Consider the following 13,070-nt stretch of genomic DNA (forward strand, 5'->3'; position numbering starts at 1 on the left):
AATATAGGGGGACTAGGAAATGAAGGATAAGCCGATGGAACAAGTGACAAGGTTATTTTGAATATCTTGTCACTTGTGTCACGGTGTTTAAAAGGGCTTAATGAGTTAGTTAGTGGTCTTTAATCCATTTGTAAATATTAATGATTAAAAATACACTTGCTATAGCTACTAAAAGAAGCATGAATATTTCAGAGATGTTACTCGCTTCATGCATAATGGCTTCAAATAAATGGTATACGTTGTATAACCCAGCAATACTTGCCCAAATTAGTGAGATTATCTTAAACCATTTTTTAGAGATCTCAATGGTTAGTAAACCAAAAAGTAAGCACATTCCTTCAAATAGTATACGGTATATATGATGTGCAAAAGGAGCTTCACCTGTTGCACCCTCCATTACTAAGGTTTCATTGTAATATATATTGAACAGTCCGTAAATGTGGTGAACTATCCAGCCAATTGCTAAAAATATCCAAAGGATTATAATTTTTGTTCTCATAGGTATGTGGTTTTTATTGTTTAATAATTGATTGTTTTTTTCAGTGTTTAAAATTTGAGTCGTTTTTTGAGTTTCTTCTGCTAACAACTGCTTACGATTTTTGTAATCTATAGGGTGTTTTGTAAAAGCACTTTTGGCTTTTGCTTCTGGTTTAATTTTAAAATAGATGAATAGTGCAGTAATTGAAATGCCTATCCATAATAAATCGATTGTAAGGATATCAAATTGTCTAGCCTTGTAAGTATTCCAAATCCAGTTGTTGGAAACTATACCACTAGCAATTGGAACTAAAAACCCAAGAATAGCTCCTGTTAGAAGAGTGATTTTATTAGTAAAGTAATTATTTCTCTTGAACCTGAAGTAAATGGTAGCTAATAACCAAACAACAAAAAACCAAGTATATAAAATACTCATTTTTTGGGTTTGATAGTTTTCTGGCAGAATTTTCACTACTAAGAAAAATAAAGCAATAATAGGATACAAAGACAAGCAAATAGCAAGATAAATATGTCCTACTTTAGCTGTATATAAACGCTGTTTTAAACTCATACTTTTCTTATTACGAGCTTCTATCCATATGAGTACACCAGTAATAATTACAAAACAAGTGATAAGCGCGAGAATAAAGTAAATAACTTTTATAGCAATACCTCCAAAATTACCATAATGTAAGCGGCTTACAGAAAGTTGAATATCATCTGTATACTTACTTTCATTAGGATTTCTTATAATCGAAGTTTCATCTGTCTCGAAATCATAAAATATCATTCCAGAACTTAAAAAACGTTCTTTATAATCCAGTTCGCCAATCAAGCAATATTTCATGTTGGTACCTCCATAGTTTTTAATTAAAACATAGTTTGAATTAAAATGAGACCAACGGTTGGCGTTCTCTTTCACAAACTGGTTTACACTAGGGATTTCTTTATCTGTTTTAGCAATCCACTCATACGACTTACGGTCTGGACGTAAATCTTCCATTAGTTTATCTTGATCACCACCATATAAAAAGTTTGCAGGAAGTAAAACAAACAAGCTTAAACAAAAATAAGCTGCCGTAACAGCATACATAAACTGAAAAGGAAGTCCAATGATACCCAATGCAGTATGGGCATCTGTCCACACTCTTTTTAAAGAAACTTTTGGGTTGAATTGATAAAAATTTGAGACGATTTTTTTCCAATGTACAATCACACCAGTAACAATGGCAAACAAAAAGAATAAGGATACAAAACCAGCAAGATAAATTCCTATAGTGGGGATTTGCGTAAAGAAATGTAAACGGTATAAAAATTCGCCTAAACCATATTTTTCTACATAAGATGCTGTTTCACCAGTATGAATATTTATTGCCTGATAGTTTTGGTATTTAGCTTCATCAGGAATATTTACTGTGTCTTTTGCAGCTGAGGTTAAGACATAGATGTTGTCACTTTTATGCCCTAAGTAAAAGCGAATGTCTCTACTCGTTAGATGATGATTTTCTGAGAGCTTTTCTAATAAAAAATCATAATCAATGTTTTCTCTAGCAATGTTTTGTGAATGCTTACCATCTTCCCAGGCTTCAATTTCGTCTTTAAAAAGCGCAAAAGCACCCGTGAAAAAAATTACATACAAGGCTACACTTATAACAATACCACTAACTGTATGTGTATTGAAAAACACATTGTAATTTCTGTTACTCATTATACAAACGGATTTTGTTGGTTTCCTAAGTAGTAGATTATATATAGGATTATTGAGATTATGATATATAAAATCCAAGCTTTCCACCCATTTTTAAACAAGTAAGGAACAATTAGCAAAGCTCCCCATACAATAAAAATGGTGTAGATAGAAGTAATGAGTACTTCTTTAGGGTTGGGTAACCATAAGACTAAACATAAATGTAGCAAGGCACTTATGATATATCCACCAATTAGACCAGCAGATATTTTTGCAAACTGTTGCCAAGGTGATTGGTTTAAATATTTAGAATTAGCAGGCATATTAAAAGAAGAATTCTATTAAAAAGGTTAACATACATAAAACAGTTAAAGAGACGTGGTTTATCACTCTTAAAGGAGTAATGAGAATGATAAGACTTAAAAAAAGTGAAGTAGCCACAATCCATGTAATAACTCCTGCAGAAAGTCCAAAAAATGAGATAGATAATAATAAACCTGTAAGTAAAAAGGTTACTCCAGTTATTTGAGTAAAAAGGTTATTAGACTGAAACCATTTTTGCAAGGAAAAATTATCAGATACATAAGCTTTTTCAGAGGTGTTATATAAGGCATAACATCCGATAAAAATAAAAAGAAAGGTGATTGTTTTCATAGTGGTTTATTGAAATAACAAAACCCTGAACATAAAAATTCAGAGTTTTGTGTTTGCAACATTTAATAATTCAAATAGCTATTCATATTTAAAATTTATAACTAACAGTACCTAAAAAGGCTCTTGGGGCTTGAGGTGTTATAGTACTCCACCCTGTATAGTATTCTTTGTCTGTTAAGTTGTTTCCTTTTACACTAATTCTAAATTTATCAACTTCATAATAAATTGAAGCGTTAAAAATAGTATAGGCAGGTAAGTAAAAATCTCCTACTGATGGGTATCCTACCATAGTATTGTATTTGCTAGCGCCATTAAGTCCAAAACCTAACCCTAGATTTTTAATAATACCGTCTTGAAACTTATAATCAGCCCAGAAATTGTAAGAAGTTTCAGGTCCTGCTTCAGCTAAACGTTTATCTACTAAATCAGGTCGTGATTTTGATTCAGTAACTTTTGCGTCATTATAACTAATACCTCCACGTAAGTTTAATCCGTTAATAGGATTTGCGTTTACTTCTAGCTCAAAACCTTTACTTTTTACTGTAGCATCTTGTTGTTTACTAGCTCCAAATCCCATAACCTTATCTTCAACAGTTATATTATAATAACTTAATGTAGTTTCTACTTTATTATTGAATAGATTGGTTTTTATACCAAACTCTAATTGATTTGCTTGTTCTAGGTTATATGATTGGATCTTAGTAGCTCCATTAGGATTTGAAATATCTACAGGAACTCTTTCAGGGTTTACGTAAGAAAATCCATTTTGATAATTGGCAAAAACTGATAGTTGATCTACAATTGGTTGGTAAACAATTCCAAACTTTGGGGAAAAAGTTGATTTAGTAAATTCTTTTTCGTCATCACTTGGGTCGTTTTCATCACCTTTATAATTAAATCTATCATAACGAACTCCTGCCATTACAGATAGTTGAGGTAAGATGTTTACAACATCAGAAATATAACCACTAAGAACATTTTGATTTATATCAGAATTTGATCTATCAACATTAGCTAAAACGCTATCAAGACTTGCTCTTGTTGTAGGTAAATTAGCAAAACCAAATGCTGGAGGTACTGGGATTAGTTGTCCTTGTGGATTCACAACATTAATTCCACGATAACCAGAACCATTGTCTATAATTTGTGAATCTAAATAGTCAATACCAACTACCACTCTGTTTCTAACAGAACCTAGTTTAAAGTCTCCTGTAAAGTTTTGTTGTAAACTTAAAGTATTAGTAGAAGCATCTGTTTTTTGAGCATATAATCCAAATAAATCATTTTGAACATTATATAAGTAAGTATAATATCCTTTTGATTTTGTGTTACTACCAGCTACAATTGTTTGAGAAGACCAGTTATCTGTAATTTTATAAGCAATCTCACCTCTATAGTTTTGGTTAGGGTTTTTAATAGAAATATCGTCGTTTGTTAAAGATTTATTTCTGTCGTAATTTAGTTCTTCTAAGTTTTTAACAGTAAGAGGAGCTCCTCTATTTAAAAACAGAAAAGTTTGATTTGTTTGATCTGTAGATGATAATTCATAATTAAAATTTAATGTCAATCTATTATTTACTTTATAAGAAATAGCAGGAGCTAAGAATAAAGCCTTTCTAAAACCAGCATCTTGAAAACTATCTTGTGTTTGATAACCCGCATTTAATCGTAATGAGATGTTTTCATTTTCTTCAAGGTTAGTATTAAGGTCAACAGTTAACTTTTTAAAACCAAAAGAACCACTACCAACAGTAATATTTCCGCCAGTTCCTTTATATGGTTTCTTCGTAACAATATTAATTAAACCTCCGTATGATGTTACGGTGCTTCCGTATAAAGTAGCAGAAGGCCCTTTTATAACCTCAATTCTTTCTACATTATCAGGGTTTATAAAACCATTTGTAATTCCAGGAACACCATTAACTAATTGAGGTTGAACAGAAAAACCACGAATAGAATAGTAACCAGCACCATCTCCACTTCTACCAGTTGAAGACCATAATTTTTCAACACCAGTAGTGTTTTTCAACGCTTCCTCAAAACTTGTAACAGACTGTGAAACCAATAACTGATTGGTTACTGTACTATACACTTGTGAGTTTTCAATATTTTTTAGAGGTAACTTCGCCACATAAGCAGTTTTCTTTCTAGAAAACTTGTTTTTTCTATGAGTGTCAACAGTCACTTCGTTTAGTATTTCATTACCTTCATATAAGGTAATTTGTAAGTTTTGCGTATTGCTATTGGTTGTTACTTTTTTAGTTTTAAAACCAATATAGGATACTATCAATGTTACTTCTCCTTTTGTAGAGATAGGTATTGTAAAGTTACCATCAATGTTGGTTTGCACCCCTTTTTGAGTTCCTTCAATAAGTATATTAACACCTATTAGAGGGTCATTATTATTGTCTAATACAGTACCGCTAATCTTATCCCCTTGCGCTACTGAATTTACCATTCCTACAAACAGTAAAACTGTTGTTAAAAAGCCCTTCATTTTTTTTCTTATTTAGATTTAATAAAAATTATTTAATATCGCAAATGTATCTCAGGAGGATTAAGTATCAAAATTTATTTAGATTAATTTTAAATAAAAAAATCTAAAATTTTGAAATTTAATGAGATATCAACATCTTTTTAATTTTGGTATATTTGTAAAACGCAACTAAAAACCTATTAAAATGCATTGGAAAGATCTTTTAGCGCATTTAAAGTTCATGATAAAACGGAACCCAGAGTAGCTATTATTGATTGATTTTGAGATTTAGTCACTATTTATAAATAATAAGTAGAAATAATTGACTAAGTAGAGAAAGAGAGTTAATTGTATAATTAACACATTGTTGAACTATCAAATTAATTAAAGATGCCTTTTTATCATAAATTAGGAAAAATTCCACACAAGCGACATATTCAGTTTCGTAAAGAAGACGGAAGTTTATATTACGAACAATTATTTGGTACGATTGGTTTTGACGGAATGTCTACCAACAGTTACCATGAATATAGACCAACAATGGTCAAAGAAATCCGTAAACAATATTCGATAGCGCCTAAGGTGGCAAAAGAAAACAATATTCAATCGTATCGTTTTAGAGGATTTCAAGTAGCACCAGAAAATGATTACTTACAAAGTAGAAAAGTAGTACTTACCAATTCTGATTGTAATATCATTTTAGCAGCTCCAAAAGAATCAACCAAAGAATATTTTTACAAGAATACTGATGCAGATGAGGTAATTTTCATTCATAAAGGAACAGGAAAGTTACGTACGATGTTAGGTAATTTAGATTTCAAATATGGTGATTATTTAGTAATCCCTCGCGGAATCATATACAAATTAGATTTCGATACGGAAGATAATAGGTTGTTTATTGTAGAATCTTATCGTCCAGTATACACTCCAAAAAGATACCGTAACTGGTTTGGTCAATTATTAGAACACTCGCCATTTTGTGAGCGTGACATTCGCAGACCAGAAGAACTAGAAACACATAATGAAAAAGGAGACTTTGTTATCAATGTGAAAAAACAAAACGAAATTATTGAAATGGTATACGCAACACACCCTTTTGATGTTGTTGGTTATGATGGGTATAACTATCCGTATGCTTTTTCAATTCATGATTTTGAACCAATAACAGGACGTATACATCAGCCGCCTCCAGTACATCAAACATTTGAAACAGATGCATTTGTAATCTGTAGTTTTGTACCTCGTTTATACGATTATCATCCAGAAGCTATTCCAGCACCATACAATCATAGTAATATTGATTCTGACGAAGTATTGTACTATGTAGATGGAGATTTTATGAGTAGAAATGATATAGATGCTGGTCATATTTCGTTGCATCCAGCAGGTATTCCTCACGGACCGCACCCAGGAGCTACAGAAAGGAGTATTGGAGAAAAAGTTACTGAAGAACTAGCAGTAATGGTAGATACTTTTAAACCATTAAAAGTAACTGAAGAGGCTATGAAAATAGCAGATGAAGATTATTATAAATCTTGGCTAGAATAGTTCAATGTATCAATGTAATAATTTGAAAATTGAATTCATCAATTTTCAAATTAACTAATTTTCAAATTTTCAAAATAGAGAGAAATGTCAAAAGAAATAAAATCAGTAAACTACGGTTTAGAAAAAATATTTGAAGGAGCGCAAGACTTCTTACCACTTTTAGGAACAGATTATGTTGAGTTTTATGTTGGAAACGCAAAACAAGCAGCGCATTTTTATAAGACAGCTTTTGGTTTCCAATCACATGCATATAAAGGTTTAGAAACAGGTTCTACAGAAGAAGTGAGTTATGTGTTAAAGCAAGATAAAATCAAATTAGTTTTAACAACACCGTTAAATAGTAAGTCTCCAATTAATGATCATATTGTAAAACATGGTGATGGAGTTAAAGTGGTAGCGCTTTGGGTAGAAGATGCAAGAAAAGCATATGAAGAAACAACTTCAAGAGGAGCAAAATCATACATGGAACCAACTGTTGAAACAGATGAACATGGAGAGGTTGTAAGAGCAGGTATTTACACATACGGAGAAACAGTTCATATGTTTGTAGAGCGTAAAAACTATAACGGAACATTTTTACCAGGTTTCCAAAAATGGGAATCAGATTATAACCCACCAACAGCAGGATTAAAATATATCGACCACATGGTTGGTAATGTTGGTTGGAATCAGATGGATGTTTGGGTAAAATGGTATGAAGATGTAATGGGGTTTGAAAACTTCCTGTCATTCGATGATAAACAAATTCATACAGAATATTCCGCTTTAATGAGTAAGGTAATGTCTAACGGAAACGGAAGAATCAAATTTCCAATTAATGAGCCAGCTGAAGGAAAAAAACGTTCTCAAATTGAAGAATATTTAGATTTTTATGAAGGAGCAGGAGTACAACATATTGCTGTAGCTACTGATGATATAATAAAAACAGTAAGTCAATTAAGATCTCAAGGAGTAGAGTTTTTATCAACTCCACCAGAAGAATATTACAAAGCAGTTCCAGGAAGATTAGAAGAATTTAGTCACGAGTTAAGAGAAGATATTGAAAAGCTAAAATCTTTAGGAATTATGATTGATGCTGATGAAGAAGGGTATTTATTACAAATTTTTACAAAACCAGTAGAAGATCGTCCTACATTATTCTTTGAAATCATTCAACGTATGGGAGCTCGTGGTTTTGGAGCTGGAAACTTTAAAGCATTGTTCGAATCAATTGAAAGAGAACAAGAATTAAGAGGAACTCTGTAAAAAACTTATTTTATAAGATAAAGCAAATCAAAAACCAAGATTCAAGACAGTATAAATTGCCTTGTTTCTTGGTTTCTTTATTATTTATATAATGGATCAAAATAGGTATTTAAATATAAAATCTCCTTTCTCATAAAGCTTACTTTATGTTAAGAGTAAGAATTTAGAGTAATTATAAAAGAACAAACAAATGAGTAAAGAAGAAATATTAAAAGCAATAGAAGAAAAATATGATAAATTAGGAGTTCCTGTTGAAGCAATGTTAGAAGGACTGCTATGGAGTGAACCTATAACCTATTGGGATTATATACAAACAGATGCATTATTAGGGTTACAAATCCCTAGAACTACGTTGCCAGATGAAATGGTTTTTATCATGTATCATCAAGTAAATGAATTGTTGTTTAAAATGATTTTATGGGAAATTGACCAAGTAGCAAAAGCAGAAGAAATTACAGCAGATAAGTTTTCAAAACACCTAATGCGTATTAGCCGCTATTTCGATATGTTATGTAGTTCGTTTACAGTAATGGGTGACGGAATGGATGTAGACCAATACTTAAAATTCCGTAATACATTAACACCAGCAAGTGGTTTTCAAAGTGCACAATATCGTAAAATTGAATTTGCTTCTACTGATCTTATCAATTTGATAGATGCCCGTTATCGAGATACAATTGATAGAAATTCATCATTTAAAAATGCCTATGATCACTTATACTGGCAAGCTGCAGGGAAAAATTATACCACAGGTCAAAAAACAACTTTATTAAATTTGTTTGAGAAAAAATATATGGGTGAATTTATAGATTTTATGGAGGATTATAATGATTGTAACCTTTCAAAAAAGTTTAAGCAATTACCTGAAGAAGTTCAAGCAAATGAAGAACTAATAAAAGCAATGCGTCATTATGATTATACTGTAAATGTAAAATGGGTAATGGCACATTACAACGCAGCAGGAAAATACTTAGGAGGAAGCGATGGAGATTTAGAAGCTACAGGAGGTAGTAATTGGCGTAAATATTTGCACCCAAAATATCAAAGAAGAATTTTCTTTCCATACCTATGGAGCCAAGAAGAATTAGAAAACTGGGGAACGTTTTAAATTCTAGTAATTATAAGATAAAAGCTGTTTAATATTCTGTTAAACAGCTTTTTTTATTTTTGGAACGGTAATTGTCTATCAATTTTCATAAGTTTGAACATTATGAGAAAAAGAATATTGTTTTTTACATTTTTAGTAGTTGCACAAAGTTTTTTTGCACAAAGTAAACCAAAAGCTTATAAGAGTGGAGAATGGCTTCGTTTTGATATGAGCTATAGTGGGTTTTTAAAAGCAGGAACAGCAGTTTTACAGTTAAAAGAAAAGAATTTAAATAACCAAAAAGTACTACATGCTGTAGGGACAGGTAAAACAACGGGTGTCATTAGTTGGTTTTTTAAGGTTGAAGACAGGTATGAAAGTTACTTTGGAATTGATAAAGTACAGCCTTATTTATTTAAAAGGAAAATAGATGAGGGAGGACATAAAAAGAATCGCCATATAACTTTCAATCATAAAAAAAATACAGCGTACGTTCAAGATTTCCGTAAGCAAAAAGATACATTAATCTCTGTAAACTCTCCTCAAGATATGATTTCCACTTTCTACTTTTTAAGAAGTCAGAATACTGAAAATTTGAGAAAAGGAGATGAAATTAAGCTTGACATGTTTTTCGATAATAAAAGTTACCCGTTTAAATTACGATTTTTAGGACACGAAACATTAAAAACAAAATTTGGTAAAGTTAAAACGCAAAAATTTAGACCATTGGTTCAAGCAGGTAGAGTTTTTAAAGCAAAAGAGAGCGTTACTATTTGGATTTCAGCAGATGATAATAAAATACCAATAAAAATGAAGGCCTCCTTAGCTGTAGGTTCATTACGCGCAGAATTAGATGCCTATAAAGGCTTAGCAAATCCTTTTGAGATAGTGGTTGACTAAAAAAATCACATAAGCTGTTTAAGAATTGTTAAAGTGGAAGGAAAAATAGTATTTATTTGTACTTTTGCCCATAAACTCAAATTTAAAGCAGCTTTTTTTTGAAAAAATTCATTCTTACATTCATTCTTACATTCATTCTTTTATGTCTTTTCTTTTCATGTAAAAAAGAAAAGAAAGTAGTCGTACAAGAACCGGTTAAAATAGAAAAACCTAAACCTGTTATAGCTTACGGGTTTAATTTAGATAATTATAAGGTTATTAATGACACTATAAAAAATGGAGAAAGTTTTGGAGTTATTATGGATAGACACCATGTTCTGTATCCGAAGATTAATGAAATAGCAACCAAAATTAAAGATACTTTTGATGTAAGAAGAATACGATCAGGAAAAGCGTACACAATTTTAGCTTCAAAAGATAGTTTAGATCAAGCACAAGTTTTTATTTATAAACATAATAAAGTAGAAGCTACTATTATAAATTTTAAAGATTCAATAATATCTGCCTATAAACATAGAAAAAAGATAAAAACGATTGAAAAAGAAATAGCTGGTAAGATTTACTCTAATTTATCTATAACAATGGATAGTTTGCAGCTAAAACCAACATTAACGAATACGGTTGCAGATATTTATGCTTGGACATTAGATTTTTATCGTTTGCAAAAAGGAGACACATTTAAGTTGATTTTTGAAGAAAAATTTATCAACGATACAACATTTGTTGGGTATGGTAAAGTTAAAGCAGCTATATTTAAACACAATGGAGAAGATTTATATGCCTATAGATATGTAGCCGATTCAATTAAAAAAATTCCTGAGTATTATGATCAAGATGGGAATATGTTACGAAGAGCATTTTTAAAATCACCTATTAAATTTCAATACAGAATATCATCACGTTATAATCTAAGGAGACGTATAAAATTATATGGAAATAGAGTAAGGGCTCATAAAGGAACTGATTTTGCTGCTAGGTATGGAACTCCAATTATGACTACAGCAAGCGGAACTGTTGTAGAATCTGCAAGAAGAGGAGGTAATGGAAACTATGTGAAAGTAAAGCATAATAGTACATATACAACTCAGTATTTACACATGAAAAGAAGGAAAGTAAGAGTTGGTGAATATGTAAAACAAGGAGATATTATTGGTTGGGTAGGTATGACAGGAAATACTAGCGGTCCACATGTTTGTTATCGTTTTTGGAAAAATGGGCGACAGGTAGATCCATTCCGTGAAAAATTACCATCGGCAGAACCATTAGACCCCAAAATAAAACCAACATATTTAGAGTATATAAAACCATTAAAAAGACAGTTGGATAGTATAAAGTTACCACAACCAGAACCACTTTCATTTAAAGAAAAAGAAATTTTAGTTACGAATTAATTATGCCTCTAAAAAATATAAACCCAACAGAAACCATTGCCTGGGAGAACTTAAGAAAACATTTTAATGAAGCGAAAGATTATGAGTTAAGAGAATTATTTCGTGCAAACAAAAATAGAGAAAATGAGTTTTCAATTTTTTTGGATGAGTTGTCTATAGATTATTCGAAAAATAGAGTAACTCAAGAAACAATCGATTTATTAATTTCTTTAGCCGAGGAAGTTGATTTAAAGGATGCTATAGAAAAATACTTTTTAGGAGATAAAATTAATGTAACAGAGAACAGAGCAGTATTGCATACAGCTCTAAGAAGCAGCTCTGATATTCCTGTTTTAGTTGATGGAAAAGATGTAAAACCCCAAATTAAAACCGCTTTACGAAAAATGAAAGCTTTTAGTAATAAAGTTATTTCAGGAAAGTGGAAAGGGTATACAGGAAAATCAATTACAGATATTGTCAATATTGGTGTTGGTGGATCAGATTTAGGCCCTAAAATGGTTGTAGAAGCATTACAGTTTTATAAAAATAAACTAAATACACACTTTGTTTCCAATATTGATGGAGACCATGTTTCTGAAGTCTTAAAAAAGATAAACCCTGAAACGACCCTTTTTGTTATTGTTTCTAAAAGTTTTACAACTCAAGAAACAATTAACAACGCTAATACAATAAGAGATTGGTTTTTAAAATCAGCTACTGTTTTTGATGTGTCTAAGCATTTTATTGCAGTTTCGTGTAATACAAAAGCAGTTGATAATTTTGGTATAGATAAGAAAAATGTATTTCCCATGTGGGATTGGGTTGGTGGTCGATTTTCTCTTTGGTCAACTGTAGGGTTATCGATCTCTTTGTCATTAGGTTTTGATAATTTTGAAAAATTGTTAAGGGGAGCAGAAAAAATTGATAAGCACTTTAGTACTTCTAAGTTTAATGAAAATATACCAGTTATATTAGCTCTTCTGAGTATTTGGTATAATAACTTTTTTGATGCAGAGACTGAAATGGTGATGCCATATAGTGAGTGCCTAGAAAAGTTGCCTATTTATTTGCAGCAAGCCGTGATGGAAAGTAATGGTAAAGACGTTGATAGAAATGGAAATAGAGTGGATTATCAAACAGGAACGATTGTATGGGGAGGGACAGGAGTAAACTCACAACATGCCTTTATGCAATTATTACATCATGGAACTAAGTTAATACCAGTTGATTTTATTGGTTTTAAAGAACCATTACACAACTTAGAAGATCATCATGAAAAATTGCTTGCAAATTATTTTGCACAACAAGATGCATTAGCTTTTGGGAGAACAAAAGAGGAAGCGCATTTAGAGTTAAAGACAAATGGTCAGTTAAACCAAATAAATATACTTTTACCTTACAAAGTATTTAGAGGTAACCACCCTAGTAATTCAATACTTTTTAAAAAACTAACACCTTCTTGCTTAGGAATGCTTTTAGCTATATATGAGCACAAAATCTTTGTACAAGGAGTTATATGGAATATATTTTCATATGATCAATTTGGTGTAGAATTGGGAAAAGAATTAGCTCAAAAAAAACTTACTAACGATTAAATTTTAGTTAATCGTATCCCTTTTATGTTTT

The 13,070-nt window shown here is 31.1% G+C and carries 10 protein-coding genes; 6 read left to right on the plus strand and 4 right to left on the minus strand.

The features are described from left to right. Window positions 1–109 precede the first annotated feature (109 nt). The 4 genes from ACKTTR_RS00660 to ACKTTR_RS00675 all read right to left on the minus strand — a co-directional run bounded on the left by ACKTTR_RS00660 (window position 110) and on the right by ACKTTR_RS00675 (window position 5,315). A complete protein-coding gene (locus ACKTTR_RS00660; protein WP_408026047.1) occupies window positions 110–2,185 on the minus strand; it encodes a PepSY-associated TM helix domain-containing protein in 2,076 nt (691 codons plus the stop codon). Further along, window positions 2,185–2,487 (minus strand): hypothetical protein, encoded by a 303-nt coding sequence (locus tag ACKTTR_RS00665; RefSeq protein WP_133535320.1) that lies wholly within the window; start codon window positions 2,485–2,487, stop codon window positions 2,185–2,187. Before ACKTTR_RS00665 ends, ACKTTR_RS00660 begins: the two co-directional genes overlap by 1 nt. A 1-nt stretch (window position 2,488) precedes the next feature. Continuing rightward, complete coding sequence (locus ACKTTR_RS00670) at window positions 2,489–2,818, minus strand: hypothetical protein (RefSeq protein WP_408026048.1); 330 nt, start codon at window positions 2,816–2,818, stop codon at window positions 2,489–2,491. 88 nt (window positions 2,819–2,906) lie between these two features. Next, entirely contained in the window at window positions 2,907–5,315 is a 2,409-nt protein-coding gene (locus ACKTTR_RS00675; RefSeq protein WP_408026049.1) for a TonB-dependent siderophore receptor, read from the minus strand. A 369-nt stretch (window positions 5,316–5,684) separates the two neighbouring features. On the opposite strand from ACKTTR_RS00675, the gene ACKTTR_RS00680 reads away from it, so the two are divergent. The 6 genes from ACKTTR_RS00680 (at window position 5,685) to pgi (ending at window position 13,039) form a co-directional block, all read left to right on the plus strand. Continuing rightward, complete coding sequence (locus ACKTTR_RS00680) at window positions 5,685–6,842, plus strand: homogentisate 1,2-dioxygenase (RefSeq protein WP_408026050.1); 1,158 nt, start codon at window positions 5,685–5,687, stop codon at window positions 6,840–6,842. A gap of 84 nt (window positions 6,843–6,926) precedes the next feature. Further along, window positions 6,927–8,087 carry a 4-hydroxyphenylpyruvate dioxygenase gene (hppD, locus tag ACKTTR_RS00685; protein WP_408026051.1) on the plus strand — a complete coding sequence of 387 codons (1,161 nt, stop codon included), beginning with the start codon at window positions 6,927–6,929 and terminating at the stop codon, window positions 8,085–8,087. 190 nt (window positions 8,088–8,277) lie between these two features. Then, window positions 8,278–9,195: a tryptophan 2,3-dioxygenase family protein gene (locus tag ACKTTR_RS00690; RefSeq protein WP_408026052.1), complete on the plus strand. Its 918-nt coding sequence runs from the start codon at window positions 8,278–8,280 to the stop codon at window positions 9,193–9,195. Window positions 9,196–9,297: 102 nt separating this feature from the next. Continuing rightward, entirely contained in the window at window positions 9,298–10,074 is a 777-nt protein-coding gene (locus ACKTTR_RS00695) for a DUF3108 domain-containing protein (RefSeq protein ID WP_408026053.1), read from the plus strand. A 98-nt stretch (window positions 10,075–10,172) separates the two neighbouring features. Continuing rightward, window positions 10,173–11,465, plus strand: a complete 1,293-nt coding sequence (locus tag ACKTTR_RS00700; RefSeq protein WP_408026054.1) for a peptidoglycan DD-metalloendopeptidase family protein — start codon at window positions 10,173–10,175, stop codon at window positions 11,463–11,465. Between the two features lie 2 nt (window positions 11,466–11,467). After that, window positions 11,468–13,039, plus strand: a complete 1,572-nt coding sequence (gene pgi / locus ACKTTR_RS00705) for a glucose-6-phosphate isomerase (protein ID WP_408026055.1) — start codon at window positions 11,468–11,470, stop codon at window positions 13,037–13,039. Window positions 13,040–13,070 lie beyond the last annotated feature (31 nt).

Source organism: Tenacibaculum litoreum, from assembly GCF_964513915.1.
GTDB lineage: Bacteria > Bacteroidota > Bacteroidia > Flavobacteriales > Flavobacteriaceae > Polaribacter > Polaribacter litoreum.

What these genes read in the sequence shown, in the direction of transcription:
- ACKTTR_RS00660 (WP_408026047.1), bottom strand. Translation starts at nt 2,185, where the DNA reads ATGAGTAACAGAAATTACAATGTGTTTTTCAATACACATACAGTTAGT.
- ACKTTR_RS00665 (WP_133535320.1), bottom strand. Translation starts at nt 2,487, where the DNA reads ATGCCTGCTAATTCTAAATATTTAAACCAATCACCTTGGCAACAGTTT.
- ACKTTR_RS00670 (WP_408026048.1), bottom strand. Translation starts at nt 2,818, where the DNA reads ATGAAAACAATCACCTTTCTTTTTATTTTTATCGGATGTTATGCCTTA.
- ACKTTR_RS00675 (WP_408026049.1), bottom strand. Translation starts at nt 5,315, where the DNA reads ATGAAGGGCTTTTTAACAACAGTTTTACTGTTTGTAGGAATGGTAAAT.
- ACKTTR_RS00680 (WP_408026050.1), top strand. Translation starts at nt 5,685, where the DNA reads ATGCCTTTTTATCATAAATTAGGAAAAATTCCACACAAGCGACATATT.
- hppD (WP_408026051.1), top strand. Translation starts at nt 6,927, where the DNA reads ATGTCAAAAGAAATAAAATCAGTAAACTACGGTTTAGAAAAAATATTT.
- ACKTTR_RS00690 (WP_408026052.1), top strand. Translation starts at nt 8,278, where the DNA reads ATGAGTAAAGAAGAAATATTAAAAGCAATAGAAGAAAAATATGATAAA.
- ACKTTR_RS00695 (WP_408026053.1), top strand. Translation starts at nt 9,298, where the DNA reads ATGAGAAAAAGAATATTGTTTTTTACATTTTTAGTAGTTGCACAAAGT.
- pgi (WP_408026055.1), top strand. Translation starts at nt 11,468, where the DNA reads ATGCCTCTAAAAAATATAAACCCAACAGAAACCATTGCCTGGGAGAAC.